Genomic DNA, 26875 nt, shown 5'->3' with positions numbered 1-26875 from the left:
GACCCGGCCTGGACGGGTCAGCCATCAGCAGGTCGGCGCCCATGCGTTTGCGAGGCAAGATGCCGTGAAATCGTCGGTCAGCGTGCCCTCCGGGGTTCGCCCGGCGATCCGTCAGCGATCACGTGCGACGGGGTCGGCGCTTGCGTGTCGGTCAGGCGCGTGCGCACCTTGGTGGCGATCTGGGCGAGGACCTCGCGTGGGTCGTAGCCAAGGCTCGCTGCCGCGACCAAAGCGGTGAAGGCGACGTCGCCGAGTTCGTCGGCCACGTCTTGCCGACTGTGCGTGATCCCTTTGCGAGGGTTTTGGCCGAGAGTGCCGATCCACGCCGCGGCGGCCTCGCCGGCCTCCTCGACGATCTTCAGAATCCGCAGGCCCAGTTCCGGTGCGGCATCGCCGTTGCGGTCATCCAGCCAGGCCCGGGCAGCGGCGATCGCCTCCCAGATCCCCGCCTCCTGATCCCCGTCTCGGCCTGTGCCAGCGTCGTCAGCCACGTCGTTGCGGTCCGGGTCCGTCACGACTCCGGCCTCTTCCCAAGCCCGCCTTGGGTGGCGGCAGGAGCCTGGTGGCGTTTCTCGGCGCAGCGTCGGCACACGAGCGGGCACGGGGTCAGGGCGGCGGCCCCGGCGAGGCCGCTGTCGTGCAGGATCGCCGACACGCTGTTCTCGACGCTGGACTCCTCGGCGATGATCCGTTCGCCGGGGACGCCGAGCAGATCGTGCGGGGCGTACCAGGAGGCCATCGTCTTGGCGCTGATGTGGGCCAGGCCTGGACGGCCAGCATGCCGACGCAACGTCTCGTCGAATGACACCTGCATCCAGAACACGGCGGACGGCCCGGGATGCTCGGCGATCAGCTTCCGCAACGGCGCCCCGTTCGTGTCGGTATGCAAGATCCCTTCAAGGACCACGTGATAGTTCGAACTCAAAGCCGCCCGCACCATGGTCATGATGAATTCGGGCGCGACCGTGGGCGTGCCATTGCTGCCGTGTTCACGCAGTACGACCCGGCGCAGATAGTCCTGCTCTATCAGCGCGATCCCGCGGCCGAACCTGCGGCGGACTTCGCGGGCGATCGTGCTCTTTCCGCTTCCGCTGTTCCCGCGCAAGATCACCAGTATCGGCGCCGACCTGATCTCGGTCATTGAGTACCGCCGGGCCAGGCGATCGCGACGAGGCGGTGGCGTCGAGGCACGAGTAGCCGCAGCCCATAGGCGGAGGGCAGAGTCGTATCGGCGGGGTGTGCGGTGATGGCCGGTCCTGGCCCGTGCCGGTGGTTTCGATCCCAGCCGACGATCAGATTGGCGAGTTCGGCCGCCAGATCACCGGCGTCAGGCCCGAACCCACGCGCGCCAAACTGGTAGACGCCGCTTTCCGGCTGGCGCAGGGTCAGGTGGGCGAAGCTGGTGGGGCTCAGCAGCGTGGGACAGGTGAATTTGTTGTCCGGGTCGAGCAGATCGCCGGCCCGGGCGCGGTCGACGGTCAGGACACCGTATGGGCGCGGTTGACATGCGAGCCACAGATGGATCGACTCGAAAGCCCCGCTCTCGTCCATCTCGGCGGTCACCGCCGGCCAGACTTCTACGCGCGGAGATTCCAATGCGACTGCGAGCGCCTCACCGTTGACCTGCGTCGTGGTGTCGTCCACGCTCAGCACGATGTCGTCGCCGCGTAGCCGGAAACGGCGCATCGGGGTGTTTCCCTCGCCCTTCATCGACACGAAGCCGCATTGAAGGGCGGCGACGGCGGTGAGGTGATCCCCGCGGTTCTCGAAGGTGAGGCAACGGGTGTTGGCCCGGAACCGTAACGGCGCCACCAACAGCCCGCCTTGGGCGAGCTGACGTGTCCAGGCTGGCGGAAGGTCGGCGGCTTCCACCGTGACGATGATCGCGTCGTACGGGGCGTTGCTCGGAAAGCCGTGTTCGCCGTCGGCCTGAACCACCTGGACCTGTGGGTAGCCAGCGCGGTCCAACGCGACTCGCGCGCTGGTGACGACGTCGCTGTCGATGTCGATACTGGTCACCGCTCCGGCCGGCCCCACCAGCTCGGCGATCAAGGCCGCGTTGTAGCCGCCACCGCCGATCTCGAGGACTCGCGATCCTGGCCGCAGCTGGGCCGTTTCGAGCATGTACGCCTGGAGCCATGCCGCCGAGATCGAACTGGAGGCCCTGCCGTCAGAGTCTCGTTTGGTTACCACTACGCCGTCGGAATATGCGTTGCGCATGCTGGTGCCGGCTGGCGTGAAAACGTCCCGTGGCACCGCCAAAAACGCGGCGGCCACGTCGAGGCGCGTGATATGGCCTTTGGCCATTAGCCGCTCGACCAGCTGCCGCCGTGCGACTGCCGGGGACAAGTCCTCGACCAGTTTGTTCACCGTTCCTCCCTACCGGTCCGCCGATGCGACCGGCAATCAGCCGTGCGCCAGATCGCTGGGTCGGGTACGGAGGGCGCAGCCGCGCCAGCGCCGGTAGCTACCCATCCCGATGTCGGCCGCAAGCTCAAGGAGCTGCGTGAGCAGCACGGATTGTCTCTGCGTCGGCTCGGCAGAATGATCCATTGCTCGAACGGCCTATGTCGCATGGTCCGCTTTTACTCCAGCCTCGCGATGGTTTCAGGGATCAGTCGGCGCGCAGCGCGGCCGTAGACGGCTTCGGCTTGCAGCTGATCGAACATCGCGACGTACTTGGCACTCTCGTCCGGGTCGGGCCTGCCACTCAGCTTGTCGGGTCGAAGAGGCTGGGCTGCGTGGCGATGGGTGTTGCCGGCTTGCCGGTGGGAATGCCGGCGGCTTCAAGGAGGGTTTCGGGGTCTGGCCGCTCGCCGAGTACCCGTGTAGCGAGCGTCGCGAGGAGCAGGGCGGATCCGGCGGTGTCCCAGAGTGCCCGGTGCGGGGCGCTGCCTGGTGCGAGGCGGTGTACCCGGCTGGTGAGTCCGTGCCGTTCAAGCAGGGTGGCGAGGCCGTGTTGGGTGTTCGGTTCGATCGTGCGGGCCAGGCGGAGGGTGTCGATGAGGCCGGCTGGGGTGATGGCCGGGCAGCGGCGGTGCAGGAGGCGCCAGTCGACGCCGACGTTATGGCCGACGAGGTATTTCCCGTTGATCCGGTGGGCGAGCTCTGGTTCGACGGTCGCGATCGTGGGCGCTGTGCGGAGACTGTCGTCGGTGAGCCCAGGAGAGATCCATGGTCTGCGGGGCATCGGGCGTTGGGGGTTGACGAGGGTGCAGTAGGCCATGGTCATGTCGGGTTGCCAGTCGACGATGGGGACGAGGGCGATTTCGAGGATGGCTTCGTGATCGCGGTCCTGGGCGCCGCTGCCTTCGAGGTCGATCGCGACGAGTTCCACCTGTCTGCACCTCCGTGCCGAGTCTTCCATGACGGTCGCCGGCTGCGACGCGTCCGGGACCGTGTCGGTGGGTCAGTCATCCTCGTAGCGGGCGGCGTTCTCGAAGTGCTCGCGGATTTCGGTGAGGGCTGCGACCTGGTCGGGGTCAGCGGCGTGGCCGTTGAGGGAGCGGCCGTGGGCGTGCAGGTAGTGTGGCTGGTCGAGTTCCCAGATCTGGTGGCGCAGGGTGTGCTGGATGGCGTAGCGGCGTTGTTCGCCGAGGCCGTGGGTCCAGACATGGCCTTCTTCGATGAGGTAGTCGGTGGTGTAGCCGAGGTGGACGAGGACGGCGTCGAGGTCTGCCGGGGTCGGTTCGTGGTGGTCGTCGGCGCAGCGCTGGCGCTGGGCGGTGGGGCAGATGTCGCAGAGTTCGCGGACGCCCCAGTGGCCGTTGTAGTCGGGGGCGGCGTGGGCATAGGCGACGCCGCAGGAGGTCTTGCGGAACAGCGGGGTGGTGATGCCAGAGGCGCGCCAGGCGGCGATGACGCGGGCGTCGAGGTCGGCGGGCATGACTTTGCGGCGGGCGTATTCGTCGGCGTAGGGCACGTCGACGCCGAGGTTGCGCAGGTGGTCGGCGTTTTCGGGTTTGTGGTAGTAGCCGGTGAACACGATGGCGTCGACGTCTCGGCCGGCATCGAGGACGTGGGCCATGGTGTCGGGCGCGTCGTTCCAGCCGGGGACGATGGGCCGCCAGTAGAGGACCACGCCGGTTCGGTTCTTGTGGCTGGCGGCGGTGCGGATCGAGGTGAGGGTGGTGTTGCTCTTGCCGATCGGTTCGATGCGGGGGTCGGTGATGCCGGAGTAGGTGAACAGCAGGGTGACTCGCAGGTGATGGAGCTGTTCGAGGGTGGCCATGTCGGCGGCGGTGACCTTGAAGCGGGTGATGACCAGGACGTGGTTGGTGAAGCCACGCTGGTCGAGGGTTTGCAGGACCTGGAACAGGTGGGGTTTGACGCCGGGGAGGAACGGGTCGGTGGCCTTGTTGAACAGCTGGATCGGGGTCACGTGGTGTTGGAAGGCGTGGTGGTTGACCAGCTGCTCGATGGCCTGGTCGGTGGGGCAGAGCAGGTGGGGGATCTTGACGTCGTAGTTGCCCCAGAAGTGGCGTACGCAGTAGCCGCAGTCGAGGGGGCAGCCGATGATGTGGTTGAGCGACAGGCCGGATTTGCGGTAGCCGACGATGAGCGCCATGTACGGGTCGAGGTTGGCTTTGGCCTGGTCGGAGAGCATGGGCAGCAGGCGCGGGCCGGCGGCGATGGTCATGGTTGGCCTCCTTGAGTAGGCGGGTGCAGCAGCTGCCGGTGGGCGGGGCCGTACCAGATGGCGAATTCGCGTTCGGCGCCGGCGGGGTCGTCGGAGGAGTGGATGACGTTGGCGATGAGCCGGTGTTCGACCTGGGCTTGTTGCAGGGAGTCCTGACCGAATCGGCCGCGGATGGTGAACAGGCCGGCGTGGGTGGGGTCGTAGTGGCCGAGCAGGTCGCGGAGCCGGGGCGCGGCGTTGGGGGCGTAGCCGAGCGCGATGCCGACGCGGCGGCCGACGTAGGTGCGCCGCAGGTCGGACCGGACGTCGACCCAGGTGAAGTGGGCGCGGCGGGTGGTGAGCAGGTCGTCATAGTGGGCGAAGATCTGCTGCTCGGTGGGGCTGACCACCCGGTGGTCAACGAGCGTGACTTCGGTGCCGACCCAGGTCAGGACGGGATCGATGATGCCGCGGTCGACGCAGTCAGGCTTGAGGAGCACGACCGTCCAGCGCGTCCAGTCGACGTCGATGGCGGTGGTCACGGGGTCACTCCGATGGGCATGCGATCAGGCCAGCGCTGCTCGACGAGCCAGCGTTGACCTGGCCGAAGCAGGGCGAGCGCTTCCGGGGTGACGGGTCGGTTCGGGTCGTGGGTGAGCTGCCGGTGGACCTCGAACAGAGCAATCACCTGCGTCCAGTACGGGTCGAGATGCGCCGCGTCGGGAGTGAAGGCGAGCTGGTCGCGCCGGAGCCGTTCCTCCCAGGACAAGACGTTCCGGATATCGGCCCAGCCGGTCGTGGTCGGCATGGCGGCGTGGGCGAAGTGGGGAGGGGGCGGTTCGGCGAGGATGCGTTCGGCCTTGGCGAGGTCAAGCGTGTTGATGTGCATGGAGCCGACGTGGTGGGCGTAGGTGCCGACTTCGACCCCGAGCAGGCGAGCCGCGAACTCCTGGATGAAGGTGAAGGCGAACGTGTCGCCGTACAGGCCGATCATGGCGTCGTTGCCGCGCATGTAAGCGCTGGCGTGCAGGCGGCCGGCGCGGAGCATGAACTGGAGGCCGAGGGTGCAGGCAACGTCCGGGTTGGCCGGGTCAGTCAGCTCGTCCGGCCGCATGATCAGCATGGTGGCGCGTTTGGTGTCCGGGTCATCCCGCAGCAGGGCCAGGACCCGGTCGAACTGCGCGCGGCCGTCCGGTGGGCTGGATCCGAACAGGCGGGGGCCGTATGCGGTGCCGGTGAGCGTCGTGCCGTTCTCGGACAGGCCATGCAGCCGTGGGGCGTAGTGGGCGATCATGTCCAGGTCGTCGCGGCCGGACAGGTACCACAGCGCCTCGGCGTGGTTGAAAACGATGTTCGCCCGGCGGGCCGCCAGGTACGGGGTGCGCGCGATCGGATCCTGGATGGTGAAGCTGGCGTTCGGAATCTCCATCGCGGTCTTGGCCCGCGTGACGGTGGAGTAGCTGGGCTGGTCGTAGATCTCGCGAAGGACGGCCAGGTAGGCGTCGGTGAAGGTGCCGAAGACGGGTCCGGTAATCATGACAGCCTCTCCAGGACGGTGAGCGCCGTGGCGACTTGGGTGGAGCAGCTGAAGGGCTCCAGCAGTGGCAGGCACGCGGCGATCAGGTCAGCGTGATCGGCGCTGCCGGCGATCGACTGGAGCCAGACGAGCTTGTCGATCACGTCCTCGCCGGTGGCCACCTGTAGCTCGCGGGGTGCATAGGCGTCGGCGAAGCGGATCTCAGCTGGCAGCAACGGTAGGCAGCCCGCGAGCAGCGCTTCAAACCAACGCGAGGTCATGTGGCCGACGTACGCGTACCGGTCGGGAAGAAGGAGCACGGTGGCGAGCGCACGGCGGTGCAGGGCCTCGACCTCGGCGAAGCCGCACCGGCCGGTGAACCGCACCTGCGGCCACTGCTGAGTGCGGGTCCATTTTCCGGCGACCTGATGAGCCACGCGCGCGGCAGCAGGGGCGAAGTAGCGGTCGAACGCGTCGTCACGGTCGTACTGGTTGCCGACATACACCAGGGAGACCGGCCGAGGCCGGCTCGCGAGCAGTTTCGGATCGGCAGCGTCCAGCAGCGCATCGGGCACTGGGCACAGCAGCGACACCGCACCGGGAGTGGGCATCAGAGCGAACTCGCCCACCGCGACGTTCGAGAACAGGCGGCGCGGATCGTCGCCGGGAAGTTGCCGGTCAAGGTCCCAGATCAGGGTCGGAGTGCCCATGCGGGTGTAGTGGTCGAAGAGGTCCGTCTGCCGATGCAGGTCGCAGGTGTGCCCCGGGGCGTCGCAGTCGGTGGTGTTGCGGCCGGGCAGCGGCCATCGCCACTCGAAGATGATCGCGTCCAGGTGGGGGTAGCCGGCATCCCATCGGTAGCGGCCCCGCGGTGTCTGTCCGGCTTCGAGCAGGTCACGGTCCGGTTGGAGGAACACCACCGCGTGACCGGCCGCGATGAGCCCGTCGATGAACGGCCGCCGGTAGGCGCGGGAACCGTCCGGGGTGTCCACGATGCCGAGATCGAGGAAACCCCACATGCTGTAGCCGATACGCATGCATCGAGCAGAGCGGACGTGCCCGGGCCACAGGTAGGGGGTGGATGCGGACAACCGGCCTGTCCCCATCGCGGGCGACGGCGTTGTCGCATGTCCGCGATTTCATCGACAATAAACGCTCCGTTCGATCCCGATGGTGGTGGCGATGGGCCAGACCCCCAAGCAGTTGCAGCCGGCTCGGTCCGTGCTGCACTTCTTCGGGGCGGAGGTCCGGCGCCTCCGCCTCGCTCACGGCATGTCGCAGGCTGATCTCGGCGCCGCATTGTTCGTACACAAGGACCTGGTCCGAAAGATCGAGTCGGCGGAACGGATGCCCACCGACGACCTGGTAGACGCCTGCGACCGAGTCCTGAACGCCGATGGCGGGCTGCGCCGGCTCCTACCGATCCTGCGCCGGGAGCGAGTGCTCCGGCTGGCCCGCGACACCGTCGGCGCGACGGCCGGGTTCCGGTCCGAGGCGACGGACCGACCCGTGCTGGACTGGCTGCTGTCGACGACTCGTGACGCCCGGCGTGCCCTGGACGGCGACGACCGGTCCACCGCGGACCGGCTCCGTGATCTTCGCGGTGCCGACCACCAGCACGGCGCAGGATCCACCTATCCCGACCTCGTCGGCGTGCTCACCGATCTCGACGACCTGACCACCCGGGCGCCGCAGCTCGCGACCGGATGTCTCGAACTCGCCGGCTACGACGCGGTGGACCTCGGCGACGACGGACTCGCCCAACAGCACTATTTGCAAGCGCTGGAGATCACGACGAGGTCGGCCGATCGTCTCTACGGCGGCTACCTTATCGCGGTCAGCCTCGCCCACCTCGCCCTGCACTGCGGCGACCCGGACCAAGCAGCCCGGCTTGCCGTTGCCGCGCTACGCGGCACCGAACACGCCAGCACCCCGGCGGTACAGGCGGCCTGCCGTACGGTGCTGGCCCGCGCACACGCCCGGCGTGGCGACGAACCCGCCTGCGCCAGCGCCCTGTTGCAGGCCGAAGCCGACCTTGCCCGCAGCCGGTCCGGCGACGAGCCTGCCTGGATCGGCTACTTCGGGGAGGCGGACCTCGCCGACGAGAAAGCGCACTGCTTCTTCGACCTGGGCCTGCACGAACTCGCCCAACGCGAGGCGACCCGAGCCGTCGACCTGCTCGAACCCCACCGGGTCCGCAGGTTGGCCATCGACACCGCCCTGCACGCCACCTCCCTGGCCCGCAGCCGCGAGATCGAACACGCCTGCGCGGTGGCTCGCCAGGCGATCGACCACGCCGCGACCGTCGCGTCGTTCCGCGCCGCGCACCGCATCGTGCTCATGCTGGCCGAACTCCAACCGGACCTCGACCAGCCTGAGGTACAGGCGGTCACCGAGTACGCACGACTCCGGCTGCCGGTGCTGTTCAGCCCGGCACCGGTAGGCCGGCGTCCTTGAGCACGCTTCGGTAAGCATCAAGCTCCGCCTCCAGCGCCGCCACCAGCCCGGTCCCGGACACGTAGTGCCCGACGTTCTCCAGCGTCAGCAGGCCGACCAACAGGCCACGCCCGCGCAGCCCGTCCGCCAAGGCCGTCGTGTCGCCGATGGGGACGATCTCATCCCGTTCGCCATGAACCAGCAGCACCGGCCGGCGCACCTGGTCGGCTCGGACCGCCGAGTCGGGAGGAGCCAGGATCGCGGCGTGCGGCCGCTGGAACCTCGGCGCAGTCGTCGTCCATCGCCGCGGATCGACGATCGCCGACCGGGCCACCGCCACCGCGAACGGCCCCTCCTCACAGACGGCCCGCAGCGCCGTATAACCGCCCGCGCTGGCCCCGGAGATGAACACCGCACCCGGTATCGCCCGGCCGGTGTCGATCAGATGCTCGGCGACGGCACGACAATCCGCCACGTCCAAACGGCCCCACTGCCCGTCGAGCGCCTTCCGGAACGCCCGCCCATAGCCGGTGCTACCTCGATAGTCGACATCGACCACCGCGAACCCCCGGCTGGTGAAGAACTGCACCTCGCCATCCAGCCGAAGATCGCTGTGGTAGGTCGGCCCGGCATGCGGCCGCACGATCACCGGCGCAGGCCAGGCATCGCCGGAGGCCGGGTAGAGGACCGCCGTCACCTGGGCGCCGCCGGACTGGACCTGAATCAGCTGCGGCACCGACACATCAGCGAACCGGTAATCCGCGCCGGGCCGGACCACCTCGACGCGACCGGAGCCATCCGTGCTCACCAGCGCGATCTCCTGCATCCGGGTCGGCGAGGAGCCGATCACCGCGACCCGGTCACCCACCACCGCCAGGAACGGCTTGATCGACGTGTACGGCACAGGTAGTCGTGCCACCGAGCCGGAGGACACCACCGCCAGCTCGTGCACCGGGCCTCGCTGGACGGTCATCACGATCCGCCCGTCCGGCAGCAGCGCGTAGTTGGCGTAGCCCGACTCCCACGGCGCGGCCGCGCACTCAGCCTCAACCGGGGCGACCGGCTCGGTCCGCCCGTCACGCCACCGGTAAAGATTCCACCACCCAGTCCGGTCCGACATGAAATACAGCCACCCGTCAGCGCCCCACTGCGGCTGGACGGCCGACTCCTGCGGTCCACCGGCGACTCGCACCGGAGCCATCGGCCGCCCGCTCGGGTTGTAGCTCGCCACCCACACCTCGCTGGAATCCCAGGGCATCACACCCTGGTCCCAGCGCACCCAGGCCAGCCGATCCCCGGACACTCGAGGTGTAGCGAGAAACCCGCCCGTCGCCTCCAGAACTCGCAGCCGCCCGGACGCCACCTCGACCGCGACCAGCTCATCGCCACCGGCATCCTCCCGGACGCCCAGCAGCTCACCGCCCGACCAGATCAGATCCCCGTAGGTATGGGCTGTGGTAGACACCGCGACCGCGCCGGTGAGCTGCCCCGACTCGCCGTTCACCCGAGTGACCTCACCCGACGGCAAGACCACGTACGGCATTCCCCCGTAGGCATGTAAGCCGCTGCCCACCCCGTCACCAGGCAGAACGGCAACCGACCCGGCCGACCACGCCACCACCGCATCACGGCCGGCGTCCGGAGACGACTCCACCCAGTACAACCTGTCGCCAATGCTGGTCAGCCAGTCGTACGAGACACCCGCTCGGACAACGTCGACAGCCGTCGGCGCTGATTCCCACTCGTCGTCGACCACCAACGCCTCCACTCCGCCCGCATGACGGCGACCGATGCGGACACCGCCAGTGTCCGCGCCCCACCGCTGGCGGCAACCTCGACCCACCGGATGAATGGAACCCATCACCTCACCGCTGTACCCGCCGCCCAGGCTGTGGCGGTGAGCGATACCGGCGGGCTCGCCAGAACCAGCCCCCAGCACGCAACCTGGCGAGCCCGCCCTCCAACACCATCGCCGACAACCACGCGACGGTGACCGCAAGCCTGAGGGAGATGTCACCCATGACGACGACCACGAACCACCCCGTTCGCGGAGGTGAACCCCAGTGGTGGCGATAGCGGCGACGAGTGCGCTCCTGGTGGGGTTCCTCGCGGGCCTGATCAGCTTCAAGGTCAAGAGCCGGTGGTGTCCGCAGTGTGGCGCGATGACCACCGCCGTCCTGCCCGCAGCGGTCAACCCGCCACGCCCTGCCAGCACGTCGAGTTGGGCGACGCGACCGACGCAGTCATACAACCTGGTCGGGCGCGCGGGGGCACTCACCCCGGCTCAGCGGCACCGCGCGAACGGCGGCCATTGATGCTGGTCCCGAGCGCGCCACATCAACCCGGAACGCCGACAGCATAAGCTGCTCCCCGGTCGGGAGACTTCCCCTATAGGGAAGAGTCGGGCCAGCCGAGTAGCTGGCACAGCGGCTCCTAGCTGCGGTGTTGGGCATGGAGGGTCGGCCTGAGGTCGGCCGGGCGGTGCCGGGTCCGGGCCGACATCTGGACCGGACAACAGACCGGGCTCAGGCCGACAGAGCCAATTCGAGCCAAGGCCACGACGACAGCGCCGGTCGGGCAGTCGCATTGGGCGGTTCAGACCGGCGGCCGCCGCAGGATGGCCTGAGCAGCCTTCACAGTTGCGCGTCAGGTGGGCAGCCGAGCATTAGTCGCCCACCGAGGTCGAATGCTGGTGCGAACGAAGCCCGCTCAGGCCGACGCCGACGCGATCCCCCCGAGCGCGGACGGGGGCGCCGTACGGCTGGACATCCTGTCTGCCAAGGCCTCCGGTTGGGCGCCCAACGCGGCATCCGTCGCGGCCGGGCCGCCCAACACCGACCCAACAGGACCGCGAGGAGATCACCTGACCGCGTTGGGCCTGGTCACGTGATCCAACACGGCCAACAGAGCAGGTCGGAGCGCTGTTGGCCGATGACCGTTGGAATCACCACCGCCCAACAACAGGTCTCTGTTGGGTGGCTGTTGGCCTGGAACGGCCCCACGAACGCCGCGTACCGGACCGCAACGACGCCTTTGTGAAGTGCGAACACGGCCGGTCGGCACGGGGCAACCCGCCGATGACTGCTCACGACACGGCACCGATCATCCTCTGGCGCACCGCCCTGGGCGGCACCGTCGCGACAGAGGCGCCCACGACGGCACACGTCACCTCCACCTACGCGGCCGGCCATGAGCCGGCGGCGTCAGACCGCGACAGCGACGCCGACACCCCACGACAGACCACCCGCTCCACGCCGGTGAAATTCGGACGTCCGGGGCGGCGGCCGTGACACCCCATGACAGCGGCGACAGCGGTCGCGGCCCGGGGCGTCAGAATCCGCGCCAGTTCCTTGTCACCCGTGACACCGCGACCGGCCAACGCGACAGCGCTCTGTCGCCCGGCGACAGAGCCGACAAGCCGAGCCCGCCGGCAGATGAGTCAAGTTATGGTGCGTCGGCCCAGGCCGGCGCGACGCAGCACCCTGACACCGATCCGCTCAGCCTGAAAATCACGTTCGTGGTGGTTCACGGAATCGCCGCCGAGGAGCTGATCAAGCGGCAAGGGGCGGCCATCAGCGACGCGCTCGAGTGGTTCGCCAGCCACCTACCCGACGAGAAAGACGGAGGATGACATGACCGCGCAACCGCCCGAGGTTTCGCACCCCATCGAGGCTGGTGACGAGGCGACCCTGCTGGATTGGCTTCGTGTCGTTGCCGACCAGAACGTCCCCGAAACGCTCCAGCAGGCAGCGGTGCCGGTCGCGTGGATGGGCCGCACCTCGACCGACGACGCGCAGGATCCCACTCTCTCCCTCCCCCGCCAGCTGGAGAGTTCGCGCAACGCGCTCCCAACAGGATTCGTCATCGTGGCGAAGTTCTACGACGTCGAATCCGGGCGCAAGAGCGTCGAACGCCGAGGCTCCGGCACCGCACACGAGCAGTTCGATATCCCCATCCCGCGCGACGGCGGGATCGCGGACCTGCTCGCCGAGGCGCAGCGCCCGGACCGGCGCTTCGTGGCGGTGGTCTGCGAATCGATCGAGCGGGTCGCCCGGACCACCTACTTCAGCACGAAGATCGAATACGAGCTCGAGCAGGCCGGCGTCGCTCTGCTGGCCGCCGACGAGGGCATCGATCCGTCCGCAGTGCCGGGGCTCGACAAACGCGCCGCGCCATTCCGCCGGGCCACACCCACCCTGACCCGGCGCATCAAGCAGGCCATCGCCGAGTGGTACGTGCTGAACATGCTGGAGCTGTCCTGGGGCGGCACTAAAGCCCACACCAACCAGGGCTTCAACATCGGCAAACCGCCGTACGGCTACGCGGCCGTCAAGACGCGGCACCCCGTCAAGAACAAGGCCGAGCAGGGTCGGACTAAGCACCGCCTGGTCCCGGATCCCGTACGCGGGCCGGTGGTCACCCGAATCTTCCTCCTCCGAGCTTTGGATCGAATCGGCTACCAGGCCATCGCCGACCGCCTCAACCGCGACCCCGACAGCTACCCGCCACCAGACCCGATCATCGGAGAAGGCCGCCGCCACCGGGTCGGCGCTTGGACGGCCAGCAACGTCCGCGAGGTTCTCGACAACCCCAAGCACACCGGATACATGGTCTGGAACCGCCGTAAACGGCCCCGGCCGGAACGCGGCATCCGCGGCAAGGTTAACCCGCCCTCCGCCTGGGTGTGGTCCGCCCTGCCGACCCACGAGCCCTTGGTCACTCGCGAGATCTTCGAAGCGGCCAGCACGGTCGGCAGATTCCGCCAGGGCTCGCGGTCCGACGCCACGCCGAACCCGTTAGCAAAGAAGACCTACCTGCTCCGGAGCTATCTACGCCACGCGCTCTGCGACCGACGCATGTGGGGCCACACCGTGCACAAGAGCACGTACTACCGGTGCACACCGAAGCCACGACACCACGCGCATCTCCCATGGTTCGACGCCCATCCGCCGCACGTGACCGTTCGCGAAGACGAGATCATCCCGCTGCTCAACAGCTTCTTCGAGCGACGGATCTTCGGCGAAGCACGCGCCGGATTCCTGGCCACGGAGGAAGACCGACCCACCACCCGCAACGACGTCGAGGAACACACGGCTGCACTCACGAGGGAGATCGCGGCTCTTCAGCGCCGCCAGACCAACCTCATCACCGAGCTCGAGCAGTTCGAGCCGTCCGGAGACGAGAGCTTCGACCAAGCCTGGCGGTCCGGAATTCAGGAGCGATTCCGGACAATCATCGCCGACCTGCGAAAGAAGACGGACCTGCTCGCCGAACTCACTGAGCAAGGCCAGGCCACGCGAGAAACCAACCCGGCGCTATTGGAAGCGATTCCCAAGACAGATTTCGCCGTCAGCCGACTTCCGGAAGCGCAACGGCGACGCCTTTTCGATGCCTTCCACCTTGAACTGCGCTACGACGACCGCACCAACGAACTGGACCTACGCGTCACGATCACCGGAGAGACCGCGACCATGCTCAGCGCCACCGTGCAGAGGATCCTCGACTCGGCGGACGGCACGCCCGACCCAGTTGCGGATCCCTTGCGTGTCCCCAGTGGGTCACACAGCGCAGCTCAACCGAAAGCTGATGATCTCGTTGTGGATCTTCAGGGTGCCCGGGGCGGGTCTCGAACCCGCACGCCTTTGTGAGGCAGCCGCTTTTAAGGCGGCCGTGTCTGCCATTCCACCACCCGGGCGGGCGAGTAACACCGTATCGGTTGCCGCCCGGGCGGTGGAATCGGACTAGCGGACTCCGGCGCCGACCGGGTGGCGGTCGTCGGGGAGGGCCACCGGCGGCGTGACGTCGGTGAACTCTGAGCGCGGGGCGTGCAGCTGGCCCAGGGCGACCGTCTCGCGGCGCAGGACGAAGGCCAAGGTCCAGTCGGCGAGGACCCGGACCTTTCGGTTGAACGACGGGATTCGGCTCATGTGGTACGTGCGGTGCATGAACCACGCCGGCCAGCCCTTGACCTTGATGCCGTAGACGTGGGCCACGCCCTTGTACAGGCCGAGGCCGGCGACGCTGCCGACGTACTTGTGGCGGTATTCCTTGGGCAGGCCGCCCAGGATGACGGTACGGATGTTGTCGGCCAGGACCCGAGCCTGGCGCACGGCGTGTTGGGCGCTCGGCGAGCAGTACGCCCCGGGGTTGGTCAGGTCGGGCACCTGGGCACAGTCGCCGGCGCTCCACACCCCGTCGAGGACCGTCCCGTCGGCGGAGACCACCTGCAGCGTGGGCAGGCAGGTGACGTGCCCGCGGGGGCCGCGCGGCAGGTCGGTGCGGTCGAGCATCGGCGACGGCTTCACGCCGGCCGTCCAGACCAGGGTCTCGGCCTGGAAGCGGTCGCCGTCGCTGAGGACGATCTCGCCGTCGACGCACGACTCGAGCCGGGTGTCCAGACGCAGGTCGATGTTGCGAGCCGTGAGGGCGCGGGCGGCGTACGCGCCCATTTGTGGTCCTACCTCGGGCAGGATCCGGTTCGTGGCCTCGACCAGCACGAACTTGAGCTCGGACGGGTCCAGGTCGGGGTAGTACTGCAGCGCGTCGCGGACGACGTCCTCCATCTCCGCGAGCGCCTCGATGCCGGCGAAGCCGCCGCCGACGAAGACGAACGTGAGCGATGCCTTGCGCACCGCCGGGTCGGGGGTGACCGCCGCGACGTCGAGCCGGTCCAGGATGTGGTTGCGCAGGTAGATGGCCTCACCGATGGTCTTGAAACCGATGCCGCGCTCGCGCAGGCCGGGAACCGGCAGGGTGCGCGAGACCGAGCCCGGAGCCACGATGATGTGGTCGTACTCCATCTCCGTGGACGGGCCGTCGATCGGCTGGATGGTGACCGTCTTGCGCGCGTGCTCGATCTTCGTGACCTCGCCGGACACGATGCGGCACCGGGAGAGCTCGCGACGGAGCGGGACGACCGAGTGCCGCGGGCTGATGTTGCCGGCCGCCGCCTCGGGGAGGAACGGCTGGTACGTCATGTGCGGCTGGGGGTCGACGACGACCACCTCGGCGCGGCGCCGGTTGAGCTTCTTGGACAGGCGCAGGGCCGCGTACAACCCGACGTGGCCTGCTCCTACGACAACGATGCGCTGCGGATTCACGTGAATATTGTCGCGCGTCGCGCCCCGCGGTGCGCTGTTCTGTGATGTATCACAAGTCGGTTTGTCAAGTGCTGTGACGCACATATTTCCAGCAGATTTCACGCTCTCTGCAAAAGGCGTGCTATGACCAGCGTGGCGCCCACGGCGCCGGCGATGCCGACCAGCGTGGCCAGCAGGAACGCGCCGCCGGCCAGATCAGCCGACAGTCCCAGCGCGACCACCGTGAGTACCGCCGAGACCAGCACGACCGCCGCGGCGCGGAGCATCCACCCGCCGACCATGTCGAGACTCACCATCGCGTCGTACGGGAGGACGGCCGCGAGCGCCGTGAGACTGTGTCCGATGTAGAGCAGTGTGGCCAGCGTCAGCACCGGGGCGAGCCCGACCCGCGACCCGAGCTCCCCGGTCGTGGCCGTGATCCACCCGGCCACCACGACCAGCGCCGAGAACGTGGCGCCCCGGCCGCGCGGCGCGACCGCCGGGTAGAGCGCGGTCAGCACCAGCAACGGCGACGTGTACTGACTGGTGGTGACCTCGGTGGGCCAGGCGACGAACATCGCGGCCAGCCCACACAGACCGATGCCGCACCGCACCAGGAACGGGATCGCGGTGGCCCGGGACAGGACCACCCGGACCGCCTCGACCTGCTTGGCCATGACGCTCGCCATCAGCGCCCCCTCGGCGCCGACGCGAGCCGGGCCACGTCCCGCAGCACCAGGTCGAGGCTGCCGGCCCCGGCCCAGGCCACCACCGGCACGCCGTGCTCGCGCAGGCGGCCCAGCACGTTCTCCCGCTCGATCCGCCACAGCCGGGTGGCCAGCGGCGTCCACTGGTTGCGGTTCGCCGGCGCCGCGCCCGCGGGCAGCGTGTCGACCGCCACCACGTACCGGCCGGAGCGGGTGAGCTGGGCCAGCATGTCGGCCGAGCGCGGGTCGACCAGCGGGGTCAGCACCATGACCAGGGCGTCGGACGAGACGTGGTGCACGCCGAAGACGTTCTCGTAGTCGTCCTCGTCCAGCTCGACCGGGTCGGGCCGCACGTCGAGCAGCCACTCGAGCACGGTCAGGTACTGCCGGCGGCCGGTGGCCGGGCGCAGCCGGCGGGCCTGGGCGCCGTACTCCAGCAGGGACACGCGGTCGCCGCGCTGCAGGTAGTGCTCGGCGATCGCGGCCGCGGCCCGGACGGTCGTGTCCAGGACCGACGCGCTGCCCCCGACGCCGCCCGAGACGCCCACCTCGCCGAGCACGTCGAGCAGCAGGAGCACCTCGGCGTCGCGGTCGGAGAGCGTGGAGGCGACGTGCAGATCGCGCGTCCGCAGCGAGACCCGCCAATCGATGCGCCGGAGTCGATCGCCGGGCGCGAACGGGCGTACGCCCGCAAGCTCTCCGCCCTCGCCGGGACGCCGGGAGCGATGGTTGCCCACCAGGCCGGCCGCGGCCGGCATCGCCTCCGTCGCGTTGAACGGCTCGGTGACCGGATAGACCCGCACGCCCTGGCCCGACACCACCACCGGCCGGCAGGCGAGCAACCCGTTGCAGGCGGCCACCCGCGCCGCCGCCGGACCCACCTGTTGCCGGCCCCAGCGCAGCGCGTCGCCGGGCAGCTCCACCGAGTACCAGCCGTCGCGCGGCACCGAGATCGCGAACGGCCGGTCGGCCTGCTCCAACTTCAACCAGCGCGAAGTGCGGGTGCGAAGGACCACGAGGTCGTACGGGATGACGTCCGGATTGCTGACCGTGACGGCGGCCTCGACATGGCCGCCCTCCACCGTGTGCTCCTCGTCCCCGGAGATCAGCAGCTCGGGCGCCGAGCGCGGCATCCGGCGCAGCCCCACCGCCGCGCCGATGGCGAACGGAGCGCCCAGCAGCACCAGGTCGACCCGGCCCAGCGCCACGCCGAGCAGCAGCAACAGGCCGGTGAGCAGCACCGATCGGCCGAGCGCCCGGGTCGGCACCCAGGCCGGCGCCGACCACGCCTCGGCCTCGGCGACCGCGGACGGCGGCACCGAGTGCCGCAGCGTCACCCGGTCAGTCATGCCGCGCATAGGTCGGCAGCGCGCCGCTGGCCGGCGCCGGCACGTTGGTCAGCACCTCCTGCACCACGAAGGCCGGGTCGACGCGGCGCAGCCACATCTCGGGCCGCAGCGTGATGCGGTGGGCCAGGGCGGGCACGGCCACGTCCTTGACGTCCTCGGGGACCACGAAGTCGCGGCCGGCCATCGCCGCCCGCGCCCGGGCCAGCAGCAGCAGCGCCAGCGAGCCGCGCGGCGAGGAGCCGACCAGCACCGATGCGTGCTCGCGGGTGGCCGCGGTCAGCGCCACGATGTAGCGGCCGATCGAGTCCTCGACCGTGATCGACTCGAGCGCGGCCTGCATCGCCTGCAGCGTCCGGGCGTCGACCACCGGCTGCAGGAACGCCTCCTCCTGGCGGCGGGACATGCGGCGGCGCAGCACGTCCCACTCCTCCTCGGCGGTCGGGTAGCCGAACGAGACCCGGATCAGGAAGCGGTCGAGCTGGGCCTCGGGCAGCGGGTAGGTGCCCTCGTACTCGATCGGGTTCGCGGTGGCGAGCACGTGGAACGGCGGGTCGAGGCGGTAGGTCACGCCCTCGACCGACACCTGCTTCTCCTGCATGGCCTCGAGCAGCGCGGCCTGCGTCTTCGGCGGCGTCCGGTTGATCTCGTCGGCCAGCAGCATGTTGGTGAAGACCGGGCCGGCCCGGAACGCGAAGTCGCCCTTGCGCTGGTCGTAGAGGAACGAGCCGGTGACGTCGGCCGGCAGCAGGTCGGGCGTGAACTGCAGGCGGCGGAAGTCGAGTCCGAGCGACTGCGCGAAGCTGCGCGCGGTCAGCGTCTTGCCCAGGCCCGGCAGGTCCTCGAGCAGCACGTGCCCGCCGGCCAGGATGCCGGCCAGCACCAGCTCCAGCGACTCGCGCTTGCCGACCACGACACTGCCGACCGAGTCGAGGACGGCACCGGCCAACCTGCCCACCTCGTACGGGGGAAGGGCGTTCTCGGTCACCGGCACACCTTTCTCACAGTCGTTCCAACGCTGTCACGTAGGTCTCGAGCTCACTCGCCTTGGCCGCGCGCCGACCCGGGTCGTGCAGCGCCGCCCACAACGGGTCGCCGAGCAGCTCACGGGCCCGGCGTGGGTCGGAGGCCCGGGTGATGCCGTGGCGCAGCCGCAACCGCTCGTCGGTGAGCTCCGCGAGCACCGGCAGAACGTTACGCGCATAGAGATCCGCGTCGGCGTGCGCCCGGTCGAGGTTGCGCTCCCACCGGCGTACGGCCGCCCGCAGCGAGTCGCTCGCCGTGTCCTCCTTGCCCGCCCCGCCGGCCCGCCGCTTGGGCAGCGCGGGCGGCGCCACCTCCTGCACGGCGAGGACGACCAGCCGCAGGCCGGCGTAGAAGGCCGCCACCAGCAGGACGGAGACCTGGTTGCCGGAGTAGCGGATGGCGGCCACGGTCACCACCGTCAGCGCGGCGACCAGCAGCAGGTTGCGCAGCGCCCACATCGCCCGCGAGCGCTGCCTGGTCACCGGCTCGGACTGGTCGGCCGGCTCGTCCGGGGCGCTGAAGAGATCGTCGAGGCCGCCGTCGCTCACGACAGTGCCCCCGCGCCGGCGCCGAGGTCGGCCCGCAGCCGCTCGAGCGCGCTGATCGCCTGCCGGCGCATCTGGTTGTCGACGGTGTGCGTCGCGTAGCGGGCCTCACGGTAGACGGCCAGCAGCGCGGCGAGCACCTGGGCGTCGACCTGCTGCTCGCGCAGCAGCCGGCCGACCAGGTCGGTGGGGCTGTCGCCGGGGTGGCGCGGGGTGCCGGCCGCGGCGGCCGCCTGCTCCAGCCGCACCCAGCAGGCGATGATCGCCCGGCGCGGGTCGCGGTCGGTGTCGGAGAGCTCCTCGAGCCCGGCGTCGAGGGCGGCGACCAGCTCGTCGGCGGTGCGGCCGCCCTGCTTGGCCGGCCCGGCGCCGCGGCCCCGGCGGCGCCCGCGGCGCTTGACCTGGTCGCGCGCGAACGCCCAGATCACCAGCCCGATCACGACCAGCGCCACGACACCCAGCAGCAGCAGGGCCGCGGTGCCGAGCCAGTCGGGCAGGCCCTTGGCCGCATCCGGCGGCTGGGGGGCGCCGGTGGTGGCGCTGGGCTCGGTGCGCGGCAGAAGAGGCGCAGTGGTGGGCGTCGCGTCGGGCTGGATCTGGTCGAGCTGGGGCGCCGACCGGGTGGCCGTCAGCGCGGTGACGAAGAGCAGCACGAGGACGGCGGCGAGGGGCCACCAGCGGCGCACAGCGGCGAGATCCATCAGTGCAGGCTCAGTTTCGTTCGGCGATCCGGAGTTCGGCGATCCGGAATTCGGCTGTGCCGAATCATGCCAGGCCCGCGAGTGTCTTCGCACGGCCGAACACGTCGTCGAGCATCGCCGGGGTGAGCCGGCCGGTGAACGTGTTCTGCTGGCTGACGTGGAAACATCCCAGCAGGACCGGCAGGCCGTCCTGGTGGACCTCGGCGCCGTGGCCGAACTTGGGCCGAGGCACGGGCGCCTTTGTGCCATATACCGCGGTCACCGCCGGCCACCAGCTGGCCCAGGCGAAGGCGCCGAGGGCGACCACGACCTTCAGCGCCGGCCGGATCAGCTGGAGCTCCCGGTGCAGCCACGGGGCGCAGGTGTCCCGTTCCTCGGGGGTCGGCTTGTTGTCGGGCGGCGCGCAGCGTACGGAAGCGAAGATCCTGGTGTTGTTGATTGTGAGTCCGTCGTCGGCCGCGACGCTGGTCGGCTGGTTGGCCAGACCGGCGCGGTAGAGCGCGGCGAAGAGCACGTCGCCCGAGCGGTCCCCGGTGAAGATGCGGCCGGTCCGGTTGCCGCCGTGCGCCGCCGGCGCGAGGCCGAGAATGCCGATCTCCGCGTCCGCCGGGCCGAAGCCCGGAATGGGCCGTCCCCAGTAGTCCTGATCGCGGAAGGAGGCACGCTTCGTGCGCGCAACTTCCTCACGCCAAGCGACCAGCCGGGGGCAGGCGAAGCAGTCAGTGATCCGCTCGTCGAGCACGCTGAGTGAGGCGGAGCTCGCGGCGCTCGCCTTCGGATCCTTGATCATCGTCGCTCACCCACCCACGCTACCAAGATGGGCCTATGGGACAGACGCTGGCAGAGATCTTGGAAGCGGTGGCGGCGGGAACGTTTCCCCCCGACGACGGTACGACGCGGATCGTCCCGCAGCCGTCGTACCGCGATGCCGGGGTCGTCGCCTTCACGGCGCACTCGGTCGTCTTCACCGACGAGGACCCGGCGTGGGTGCGCGCGGCGCTGACCCGGACCAGCGCCGACTCGCTGGCCGCGGCGATGAGCCCACCGTTCCTGGCGGCGCTGCTGGCGCGGACGGGCCGCCGCACGGACACGATCGACGTGCTGTCGGTGGCGGCGGGGCTCGCGGGGCCGCCGTCGTTGTCGTCGTCGTCGTTGTCGTTGTCGTCGTCGTTGTCGTTGTCGCTTCGGGAGATCACCGACCCGGGTCACCCGCGCGTGCGGCGGGCGCTTTCGCATCGCGACGACGTACGGGTGTGGACCGCCTCGGGCGCGGTCGTCATCCTGGGGCGCGGCGTCGCCGGGCGGTGGGAGGTGGCGCTGGACGTTTCGCCGGAGGGGCGCGATCGGGGCCTGGGGCGGGCGCTCGCGGTGGCGGCCCGGCACCTGATTCCGCCGGGCGAGTTTCTGTGGTCGCAGGTGGCGGCGGGTAACGCGCGGAGTTTGCGGGCGTTCTCGGCGGCGGGGTATCGGCCGGTGGGTGCTGAGGCGCTGATGACGCCCCTTTAGCGGGGAGGGCCGGCGCCGGGAGGGCCGGCACGGCGCGGACCGGCACGGCGCGGACCGACGCGACGCGGACCGACGCGACGCGGACCGGCGCGACGCGGACCGACGCGACGCGGACCGACGCGACGCGGGCCGGCGCAGGCTGCGCGCACCGGCGCAGGCCGAGCCCTCGATCTTGATAAGTTGCGGCGCCGTGGAGACGGCAATTCATCAGGCTGCGGTGTGGGCGCGGGCGAGCGGTCCAGTCGCATCGAGGCGTGATGAGTCGACGTGCCCGTCTCGCCGGGAGTCATCAAGATTGCCAGGAGAAGTGCGGCAGTGAATGAGGGTCACCGGGCGTGGCGGCCCGCGGACCGGCATGCCAGGCGATCCCGCGCACCGGCAGGTCGGCGGTCCAGCGGCCCCGCGGCGTCGCACAGGCACTGTGGATAACTCGCCGAAAATGATGCCCCTATGGGTGTCAAGTGGTGGAGGGGCTGGTGAGGAGGGGGTATAGCTGGCGGGCTATGTAGCGTTTGAGGCAGCGGATGATCTCGCGTTTGGTTTTGCCTTCGGTGGTGCGGCGGGTCATGTAGTCGCGGGTGGGTTGGTGGGTGGCGAGTCGGGTGAGGGCGATGGTGTAGAGGGCTCGGTTGGCTTGGCGGTCGCCGCCGCGGTTGAGTCGGTGGCGGTTGGTTTTGCCGGATGAGGCGTTGATCGGGTTGCTGCCGCAGAGGGCGGCGAACGCGGCTTGGTTATGGATGCGGTGCGGGTTGTCGCCGATGGTGATCAGCAGGGTGGCGGCGGTGTCGGGGCCGACGCCGTGTTGGTGGAGCAGCGCGGGGCGGCTGGCGGTGATGGCGCGGGTGATGTGTTGGGTCAGTTCGTCGCTCTGGTTGGTGAGGTCTTGGATGCGGCGGGCGAGTAGTCGCAGGGTGTAGCGGGTGGCGAACAGGGTTTCGTCGAGGGTGTCGCAGGTCAGCTCGGCGCAGGCGCGGATCAGTCGAGTGGTGCCGAGTCCGGACAGGGTTTCGCGTAGGGCGGGGTCGGCGCCGACGAGGATGGCTTTGAGTTGGTTGATCGCTTGGGTGCGGGCTTTGACCGCGGAGGTTTTCGCGAGCTGGAACAGTCGCAGGCGTTCGGTGTGCCCGTCGCTGGTTTTGGCCAGGGCGGTGCATCGGCCCGATAGCACGGCGCGGGCTGCGGTTTCGGCGTCGATGGTGTCGGTTTTGCCGCGGCGTCGCCGGTCGTGGCGGTCGGGCTGGTTGACCTCGATAACCACGATCCCGTGGGTGTGCAGGTGCCGGGTGAGGGCGGCGCCGTAGGAGTGGCTGCCCTCGATGCCGGCCCGCCAGATCCGGCCGAAGGTGTCCGCCCAGGCGTGCAGGGCTTGGTAGCCGAGGCTGGTGGCCGGGAAGGTGCGGGTGTCCAGCAGGGCGCCGTGGTGGTCGAGGACCGCGCCGGTGTGGGTGTCGGCATGGGTGTCGATGCCAAGAACGATTTCTCCGGTCCGGGGGTGGTCCTGGCCGGCGCTGCGGTGGTGGGTGATGCTGGGCATGGTTGTTCGGCTCTCCTGACGGCTCAGGCGGACGGACGCCGTCGCCGGGCCGGCCCGAAGCGGTCAGGACTGTGACGGTGCCTTGTTAGCGGCAAGGCCCCTATCGGGACACGCTCGTGTGCCGGTCCGGCGGCAGTAAGCGCTGCCCGGGACGGAAGCCGACAGATCATTTTCAAGGCATCACAGGCCTGTCGTAACCCGGGTCAGACCCCAGCCCCGAGCAGCACTCAACATCCTCACAGTCGTAGCCGCGCCGTAAAGTCGCCCCACCCAGTCGAGGGTGGGGGTGGGTTGAGCGAGGCGGGGGTGGGTTGAGCGAGGCAATCGGCGGGGCTAGGCGCGGCAATCGGCGGGTTGGAGACTCACAGAGCTGCCAACGCGAGCCGCCCGACGGGCTGCAGGGACGAGCTACGACAACGAGTTGCCGCGGTGAGACCTCCGCCGGAGCCACCGAACGGCGGTGCCACCAACCCCCGCGTCTCGCCGGCAGCACCCCCGGACTCAGCGCGTCAGGAACGACGCGGTCGGAGAAGGCGCGACCGCCGCTGATCGCGACGCCTCCTGCGCCCTGGGCGGCGCGACCGCTCCCGACGGCGCGACCGCTCCCGACGGCGCGACCGCCCCTGACGGCGTAACCGCCGAACCCGAACCCAACGAGGGCGACCCTGACGACGAGCCCGAGGGGGACGCGGAAGCGCTCGGCCCGAACGGCGCATTCTCGGGACAGAACGGATACCCCATGTTCCGCGACCGCACGCTCTCCCCCGTCACCTCGTCCAGGCAGTAGTTGTTGCCCAGTTGGATCGGCGAACCGTCCTGGTCGTACAGCCGCGCCCCGGGGACCAAGCGGCCCTGGCTGTCGTAGACGTATACGTCCATGATGTTGCTGTACGGGTTCGCGTCGCTGTAGCCGTAGTTGGCGTCGCTGAAGTTCGGGTCCCGGACGTCGCTGTCGGCGCTCGCGAAGCCGGCCAGCGCGAAGATGAGCAGCACCGCCGTGGCCGAGCGCAGGGCCAGGCGCGGCGTGCGGGCCAGGGACGCCGAGCGCTTGCCGAGGACGATCGAGAGGATCACGCAGCCGCCGAGCAGGACGATCGCGACCAGGGCGCTGCCGCCGATGCGCGGGAGCAGGCCCAGGTTGCTGCCGCCGGACGACTCGGAGAGCAGGTAGGCCACCGCCATCGCGGCCAGGTAGCCGCGCAGCACCCACCACGCGGGACGCAGCAGCACGAGGAAGTCGGCGGCGCGCTCGTAGCCGATCATCGGGCCGACCCGGCGGTCCACCCGGTCCACCACCTCGAGGGCCTGGTCGCGCGCCTCCAGCAAGGCGGCGAAACGGGCGGGCGGTGGGTCCGGGAAGCCGCCGACCAGGCCGGCGGTGGCGCGCAGCTCCGACGCGTACGCCCGGGGAGAGCCCAGCCTCTCGACCAGCGTGCCGCCCCCGTCCGCCAGCACCTCGGCCAGGTGTTCCGGAAGGTCCTCGAGAAGCTCCTCGCGCAGCTCCGGGGAGAGGCCGGCCAGCTCCCGCCGCACCTCGTCGACATACGCGTTGATCTCGTGGTTCACGCCGCCCCCCGCTCGCGCAGCAGATCGTCCATGGTGGATGCGAAGCCGTGCCAGATCTTGCCCGACCGGTGCAACTCCGCCCGGCCGGCCGCGTTGAGCCCGTAGTACTTGCGGTGCGGGCCCTCGTCGCTGGGCACCACGTACGTCGTCAGGAAGCCGCCGTTGAACAGCCGCCGCAGCGTGCCGTAGACCGAGGCGTCGCCGACCTCGTCGAGCCCGGCCGCCCGCAACCGGCGCAGGATGTCGTAGCCGTAGCCGTCCTCGTCGCGCAGCGCCGCCAGCACGGCCAGATCCAGCACGCCCTTGAGCAGTTGGGTCGTGTCCACGCGGTGCACAGTAGTGTGCACTGCGAAGTACCGTCAAGAAGACAATAGCGGCACCAGCACCGTCAGCGAGCGATCGAGAACGCGATCCCGTCGAGGATGTCGTGTTCGGACGCGATCACCGACGACGCCCCGGCCCGGTCCATGATGATCTGCAGGATGAGCGCGCCCCCGCCGATCACGTCGGCCCGCCCGGGATGCATCACCGGCAGCGCCAGCCGCTCGGCCACCGTCATCCCGAGCAGCTTGCCGGCCACCGCCGCGACCTGGTCGCGAGTGATCCGCGCGTGGTGGATGCGATCGGCCTGGTAGGACGGAAGGCCCAGAGCCAGCGCCGTCACCGTGGTGACCGTGCCGGCGAGCCCGACGAGAGTGACGCCCGCCGGAGCGGAGACAGCAGCCAGCGCCGCATCAACGGCGTCCGAAATGTCCGAAGAAGCCGCCGCGATCTCGGCCTCCGTCGGCGGATCGCTGTGCAGATGCCGCTCGGTCATCCGCACGCAGCCGATGTCCATCGAGATCGCCCGCTCGACGGCACGGGAGCCGGTCACGAACTCGGTCGACCCGCCGCCGATGTCGAAGATCAGATAGGGCGGTTCGGCGTCGAGACCGGCGACCGCCCCCGCGAACGAAAGCCGCGCCTCCTCGTCCCCGGTGATCACCTCGGGGTCGACGCCGAGCACGCCGCGGACCATCGCCCGGAACTCGGCCGCGTTGGACGCGTCACGGGACGCCGAGGTGGCGCACATTCGTACGTGAGAAATGCCAAGATCGGCGATCTCCGACGCGTACGAGATGAGGGCCTTTCGGGTTCGGGAAAGCGCGGCGTCGGAGAGCCGTCCGGTGCGGTCGACACCCTCGCCGAGCCGCACGATCTCCATGCGCCGGCTGATGTCGGTCAGCCGCCCGCTGGCCACGTCGGCGATGAGCAGGCGGATGGAGTTGGTCCCGCAGTCGATCGCGGCGACCCTCATAGGTGCAGCAGCATTCTCGTGTTCCCCAGCGTGTTCGGCTTGACCCGTTCGAGATCGAGGAACTCGGCGACACCCTCGTCGTACGAGCGGAGAAGTTGCTCGTAGACGGCATGCGGAACCGGAGCGCCGTCGATCTCGGTGAACCCGAAGGAGCCGAAGAACCGGGTCTCGAAGGTGAGGCAGAAGACGCGGCGGACGCCCAGGTCACGGGCCACGTCGAGGAGCTGGGAGACGATCTTGTGCCCGATCTTGCGGCCCCGGCAGGCGGGATCGACGGCGACCGTGCGGATCTCGGCCAGGTCCTCCCACATCACGTGCAGCGCGCCGCACCCGACGACGGTCTCCCCCTCGACGGCGACCCAGAACTCCTGCACCGCCTCGTAGAGCGTGACCGTGGCCTTGCTCAACAAACGGCGGTCGGCCGTGTACGCGTCGACCAGCGCCCGGATCGCCCGGACATCACCGGTCTTGGCCCGCCGGATTTCCACCTACTCGTCCTTTTTGTCGGCTAAAGAAACGCACGGCCCGTCGGCCCACCAGGGTTCGACCGCGTCCCGTACCTCGTCGCCGAAGGGGTTTACCCCGCGGCCGGCCGCCAACGCGTGCCCGAGGTGCACATGCAGGCACTTCACCCGGTCGGGCATGCCACCGGCGGCCACGTGCGCGATCTCCGGCACGTCCTCGATGGCTTTGCGCCGGGCCAGATAGTCCTCGGCCGCCTTCTCGTAACGCTCGGCCAGCTCGGGATCGGTGGACAGCCGCTGCTGCATGTCGCGCATGACCCCGGCCGACTCCAGCCGGCTGCAGGCGGCCGTCGCGTGCGGACAGGTCAGATAGAAGAGCGTGGGAAAGGGCGTGCCGTCCGGCAGGCGCGGCGTCGTCTCGACCACGTCGGGGTTGCCGCAGGGGCAGCGGTGCGCGATCGCCCGGGTGCCCCGGGGCGTGCGGCCGAGCTGCGCCGCCACGATCGCGAGGTCGGCTGGGGAGGGTTGTTCCAT

At 69.8% G+C, this 26875-nt stretch carries 28 protein-coding genes and 1 tRNA gene; 6 read left to right on the top strand and 23 right to left on the bottom strand.

The features are described from left to right. Positions 1-77: 77 nt before the first annotated feature. The 8 genes from ACQP2F_RS04665 to ACQP2F_RS04630 form a co-directional block, all read right to left on the bottom strand. Positions 78-515: a MazG nucleotide pyrophosphohydrolase domain-containing protein gene (locus ACQP2F_RS04665; protein WP_433300940.1), complete on the bottom strand. Its 438-nt coding sequence runs from the start codon at positions 513-515 to the stop codon at positions 78-80. Continuing rightward, the gene (locus tag ACQP2F_RS04660; protein WP_433300938.1) at positions 512-1141 is read right to left on the bottom strand and encodes an AAA family ATPase; all 630 of its coding nucleotides are present in this window, start codon (positions 1139-1141) and stop codon (positions 512-514) included. Before ACQP2F_RS04660 ends, ACQP2F_RS04665 begins: the two co-directional genes overlap by 4 nt. Beyond that, on the bottom strand, positions 1138-2370 hold the full coding sequence (gene fxlM / locus ACQP2F_RS04655) for a methyltransferase, FxLD system (RefSeq protein ID WP_433300936.1): 1233 nt from the start codon (positions 2368-2370) through the stop codon (positions 1138-1140). The genes ACQP2F_RS04660 and fxlM overlap by 4 nt, the downstream gene beginning before the upstream one ends. A 340-nt stretch (positions 2371-2710) precedes the next feature. Continuing rightward, positions 2711-3337 (bottom strand): 3'-5' exonuclease, encoded by a 627-nt coding sequence (locus ACQP2F_RS04650; protein ID WP_433300934.1) that lies wholly within the window; start codon positions 3335-3337, stop codon positions 2711-2713. A 72-nt stretch (positions 3338-3409) separates the two neighbouring features. Next, positions 3410-4639: a hypothetical protein gene (locus ACQP2F_RS04645; RefSeq protein WP_433300932.1), complete on the bottom strand. Its 1230-nt coding sequence runs from the start codon at positions 4637-4639 to the stop codon at positions 3410-3412. Further along, positions 4636-5160, bottom strand: a complete 525-nt coding sequence (locus tag ACQP2F_RS04640) for a nucleoside-diphosphate kinase (protein WP_433300930.1) — start codon at positions 5158-5160, stop codon at positions 4636-4638. Before ACQP2F_RS04640 ends, ACQP2F_RS04645 begins: the two co-directional genes overlap by 4 nt. Next, positions 5157-6155 (bottom strand): thymidylate synthase, encoded by a 999-nt coding sequence (locus ACQP2F_RS04635; protein WP_433300928.1) that lies wholly within the window; start codon positions 6153-6155, stop codon positions 5157-5159. The genes ACQP2F_RS04640 and ACQP2F_RS04635 overlap by 4 nt, the downstream gene beginning before the upstream one ends. Next, a complete protein-coding gene (locus ACQP2F_RS04630) occupies positions 6152-7171 on the bottom strand; it encodes a hypothetical protein (protein WP_433300926.1) in 1020 nt (339 codons plus the stop codon). The genes ACQP2F_RS04635 and ACQP2F_RS04630 overlap by 4 nt, the downstream gene beginning before the upstream one ends. Before the next feature lie 145 nt (positions 7172-7316). Here ACQP2F_RS04630 and ACQP2F_RS04625 point away from each other — a divergent pair, with 145 nt between their 5' ends. Continuing rightward, a complete protein-coding gene (locus tag ACQP2F_RS04625; RefSeq protein WP_433300924.1) occupies positions 7317-8591 on the top strand; it encodes a helix-turn-helix domain-containing protein in 1275 nt (424 codons plus the stop codon). On the opposite strand, the gene ACQP2F_RS04620 is transcribed toward ACQP2F_RS04625, so the two are convergent. Beyond that, positions 8560-10326 carry a S9 family peptidase gene (locus ACQP2F_RS04620; protein ID WP_433300922.1) on the bottom strand — a complete coding sequence of 589 codons (1767 nt, stop codon included), beginning with the start codon at positions 10324-10326 and terminating at the stop codon, positions 8560-8562. The genes ACQP2F_RS04625 and ACQP2F_RS04620 overlap by 32 nt on opposite strands. A gap of 930 nt (positions 10327-11256) precedes the next feature. On the opposite strand from ACQP2F_RS04620, the gene ACQP2F_RS04615 reads away from it, so the two are divergent. The 4 genes from ACQP2F_RS04615 (at position 11257) to ACQP2F_RS04600 (ending at position 14218) form a co-directional block, all read left to right on the top strand. After that, positions 11257-11460, top strand: a complete 204-nt coding sequence (locus ACQP2F_RS04615; protein ID WP_433300920.1) for a hypothetical protein — start codon at positions 11257-11259, stop codon at positions 11458-11460. A gap of 85 nt (positions 11461-11545) precedes the next feature. Then, on the top strand, positions 11546-11860 hold the full coding sequence (locus ACQP2F_RS04610; RefSeq protein WP_433300918.1) for a hypothetical protein: 315 nt from the start codon (positions 11546-11548) through the stop codon (positions 11858-11860). Beyond that, positions 11857-12201 (top strand): hypothetical protein, encoded by a 345-nt coding sequence (locus ACQP2F_RS04605; RefSeq protein ID WP_433300916.1) that lies wholly within the window; start codon positions 11857-11859, stop codon positions 12199-12201. Before ACQP2F_RS04610 ends, ACQP2F_RS04605 begins: the two co-directional genes overlap by 4 nt. Before the next feature lies 1 nt (position 12202). Then, the gene (locus tag ACQP2F_RS04600; protein ID WP_433300914.1) at positions 12203-14218 is read left to right on the top strand and encodes a recombinase family protein; all 2016 of its coding nucleotides are present in this window, start codon (positions 12203-12205) and stop codon (positions 14216-14218) included. Here the strand turns inward: ACQP2F_RS04600 and ACQP2F_RS04595 are convergent. The 8 genes from ACQP2F_RS04595 to ACQP2F_RS04560 all read right to left on the bottom strand — a co-directional run bounded on the left by ACQP2F_RS04595 (position 14182) and on the right by ACQP2F_RS04560 (position 20764). Beyond that, positions 14182-14265 (bottom strand) — tRNA-Leu (locus tag ACQP2F_RS04595). The genes ACQP2F_RS04600 and ACQP2F_RS04595 overlap by 37 nt on opposite strands. 46 nt (positions 14266-14311) lie before the next feature. Beyond that, positions 14312-15670, bottom strand: a complete 1359-nt coding sequence (locus tag ACQP2F_RS04590) for an NAD(P)/FAD-dependent oxidoreductase (protein WP_433300912.1) — start codon at positions 15668-15670, stop codon at positions 14312-14314. A 98-nt stretch (positions 15671-15768) separates the two neighbouring features. After that, positions 15769-16338: a hypothetical protein gene (locus ACQP2F_RS04585; protein ID WP_433300910.1), complete on the bottom strand. Its 570-nt coding sequence runs from the start codon at positions 16336-16338 to the stop codon at positions 15769-15771. Continuing rightward, entirely contained in the window at positions 16338-17705 is a 1368-nt protein-coding gene (locus tag ACQP2F_RS04580) for a DUF58 domain-containing protein (protein ID WP_433300908.1), read from the bottom strand. Before ACQP2F_RS04580 ends, ACQP2F_RS04585 begins: the two co-directional genes overlap by 1 nt. Then, positions 17698-18696 carry an AAA family ATPase gene (locus ACQP2F_RS04575; RefSeq protein ID WP_433300906.1) on the bottom strand — a complete coding sequence of 333 codons (999 nt, stop codon included), beginning with the start codon at positions 18694-18696 and terminating at the stop codon, positions 17698-17700. Before ACQP2F_RS04575 ends, ACQP2F_RS04580 begins: the two co-directional genes overlap by 8 nt. A gap of 7 nt (positions 18697-18703) precedes the next feature. Continuing rightward, entirely contained in the window at positions 18704-19276 is a 573-nt protein-coding gene (locus ACQP2F_RS04570; RefSeq protein ID WP_433300904.1) for a hypothetical protein, read from the bottom strand. Continuing rightward, complete coding sequence (locus ACQP2F_RS04565; RefSeq protein ID WP_433300902.1) at positions 19273-19974, bottom strand: DUF4129 domain-containing protein; 702 nt, start codon at positions 19972-19974, stop codon at positions 19273-19275. Before ACQP2F_RS04565 ends, ACQP2F_RS04570 begins: the two co-directional genes overlap by 4 nt. A gap of 64 nt (positions 19975-20038) precedes the next feature. Beyond that, complete coding sequence (locus ACQP2F_RS04560; RefSeq protein WP_433300901.1) at positions 20039-20764, bottom strand: uracil-DNA glycosylase; 726 nt, start codon at positions 20762-20764, stop codon at positions 20039-20041. A 35-nt stretch (positions 20765-20799) separates the two neighbouring features. On the opposite strand from ACQP2F_RS04560, the gene ACQP2F_RS04555 reads away from it, so the two are divergent. Beyond that, complete coding sequence (locus ACQP2F_RS04555) at positions 20800-21480, top strand: GNAT family N-acetyltransferase (RefSeq protein ID WP_433300899.1); 681 nt, start codon at positions 20800-20802, stop codon at positions 21478-21480. Positions 21481-21937: 457 nt separating this feature from the next. Here ACQP2F_RS04555 and ACQP2F_RS04550 read toward each other — a convergent pair whose 3' ends face one another. From ACQP2F_RS04550 to ACQP2F_RS04525, 6 genes are all read right to left on the bottom strand, one after another. Beyond that, the gene (locus tag ACQP2F_RS04550; protein WP_433300897.1) at positions 21938-23014 is read right to left on the bottom strand and encodes an IS110 family transposase; all 1077 of its coding nucleotides are present in this window, start codon (positions 23012-23014) and stop codon (positions 21938-21940) included. A 501-nt stretch (positions 23015-23515) separates the two neighbouring features. Continuing rightward, the gene (locus ACQP2F_RS04545) at positions 23516-24580 is read right to left on the bottom strand and encodes an HAAS signaling domain-containing protein (RefSeq protein WP_433300895.1); all 1065 of its coding nucleotides are present in this window, start codon (positions 24578-24580) and stop codon (positions 23516-23518) included. Further along, positions 24577-24906 carry a PadR family transcriptional regulator gene (locus tag ACQP2F_RS04540; RefSeq protein ID WP_433300893.1) on the bottom strand — a complete coding sequence of 110 codons (330 nt, stop codon included), beginning with the start codon at positions 24904-24906 and terminating at the stop codon, positions 24577-24579. Before ACQP2F_RS04540 ends, ACQP2F_RS04545 begins: the two co-directional genes overlap by 4 nt. A gap of 62 nt (positions 24907-24968) precedes the next feature. After that, positions 24969-25877, bottom strand: coding sequence for an exopolyphosphatase (locus tag ACQP2F_RS04535; protein ID WP_433300891.1), 909 nt, complete (start codon positions 25875-25877; stop codon positions 24969-24971). Further along, positions 25874-26365: an amino-acid N-acetyltransferase gene (locus ACQP2F_RS04530; protein ID WP_433300889.1), complete on the bottom strand. Its 492-nt coding sequence runs from the start codon at positions 26363-26365 to the stop codon at positions 25874-25876. The genes ACQP2F_RS04535 and ACQP2F_RS04530 overlap by 4 nt, the downstream gene beginning before the upstream one ends. Then, on the bottom strand, positions 26366-26875 hold the full coding sequence (locus tag ACQP2F_RS04525; RefSeq protein ID WP_433300888.1) for a DUF501 domain-containing protein: 510 nt from the start codon (positions 26873-26875) through the stop codon (positions 26366-26368).

Origin of the sequence: Actinoplanes sp. CA-030573, assembly GCF_050951115.1 — a bacterium.
Taxonomy (GTDB): Bacteria; Actinomycetota; Actinomycetes; order Mycobacteriales; family Micromonosporaceae; genus Actinoplanes.
The sequence above is the reverse complement of the archived record's forward strand: the minus strand, read 5'-3'. Positions and strand labels throughout refer to the sequence as shown.

Excerpts from the sequence above, each read along its gene's own strand:
- ACQP2F_RS04615 (WP_433300920.1), top strand. The coding sequence starts at position 11,257 with ATGCTGGTGCGAACGAAGCCCGCTCAGGCCGACGCCGACGCGATCCCC.
- ACQP2F_RS04585 (WP_433300910.1), bottom strand. The coding sequence starts at position 16,338 with ATGGCGAGCGTCATGGCCAAGCAGGTCGAGGCGGTCCGGGTGGTCCTG.
- ACQP2F_RS04550 (WP_433300897.1), bottom strand. The coding sequence starts at position 23,014 with ATGCCCAGCATCACCCACCACCGCAGCGCCGGCCAGGACCACCCCCGG.
- ACQP2F_RS04535 (WP_433300891.1), bottom strand. The coding sequence starts at position 25,877 with ATGAGGGTCGCCGCGATCGACTGCGGGACCAACTCCATCCGCCTGCTC.
- ACQP2F_RS04600 (WP_433300914.1), top strand. The coding sequence starts at position 12,203 with ATGACCGCGCAACCGCCCGAGGTTTCGCACCCCATCGAGGCTGGTGAC.
- ACQP2F_RS04565 (WP_433300902.1), bottom strand. The coding sequence starts at position 19,974 with ATGGATCTCGCCGCTGTGCGCCGCTGGTGGCCCCTCGCCGCCGTCCTC.
- ACQP2F_RS04560 (WP_433300901.1), bottom strand. The coding sequence starts at position 20,764 with ATGATCAAGGATCCGAAGGCGAGCGCCGCGAGCTCCGCCTCACTCAGC.
- ACQP2F_RS04555 (WP_433300899.1), top strand. The coding sequence starts at position 20,800 with ATGGGACAGACGCTGGCAGAGATCTTGGAAGCGGTGGCGGCGGGAACG.
- ACQP2F_RS04635 (WP_433300928.1), bottom strand. The coding sequence starts at position 6,155 with ATGATTACCGGACCCGTCTTCGGCACCTTCACCGACGCCTACCTGGCC.
- ACQP2F_RS04660 (WP_433300938.1), bottom strand. The coding sequence starts at position 1,141 with ATGACCGAGATCAGGTCGGCGCCGATACTGGTGATCTTGCGCGGGAAC.
- ACQP2F_RS04645 (WP_433300932.1), bottom strand. The coding sequence starts at position 4,639 with ATGACCATCGCCGCCGGCCCGCGCCTGCTGCCCATGCTCTCCGACCAG.
- ACQP2F_RS04625 (WP_433300924.1), top strand. The coding sequence starts at position 7,317 with ATGGGCCAGACCCCCAAGCAGTTGCAGCCGGCTCGGTCCGTGCTGCAC.
- ACQP2F_RS04580 (WP_433300908.1), bottom strand. The coding sequence starts at position 17,705 with ATGACTGACCGGGTGACGCTGCGGCACTCGGTGCCGCCGTCCGCGGTC.
- ACQP2F_RS04630 (WP_433300926.1), bottom strand. The coding sequence starts at position 7,171 with ATGCGTATCGGCTACAGCATGTGGGGTTTCCTCGATCTCGGCATCGTG.
- ACQP2F_RS04525 (WP_433300888.1), bottom strand. The coding sequence starts at position 26,875 with ATGGAACAACCCTCCCCAGCCGACCTCGCGATCGTGGCGGCGCAGCTC.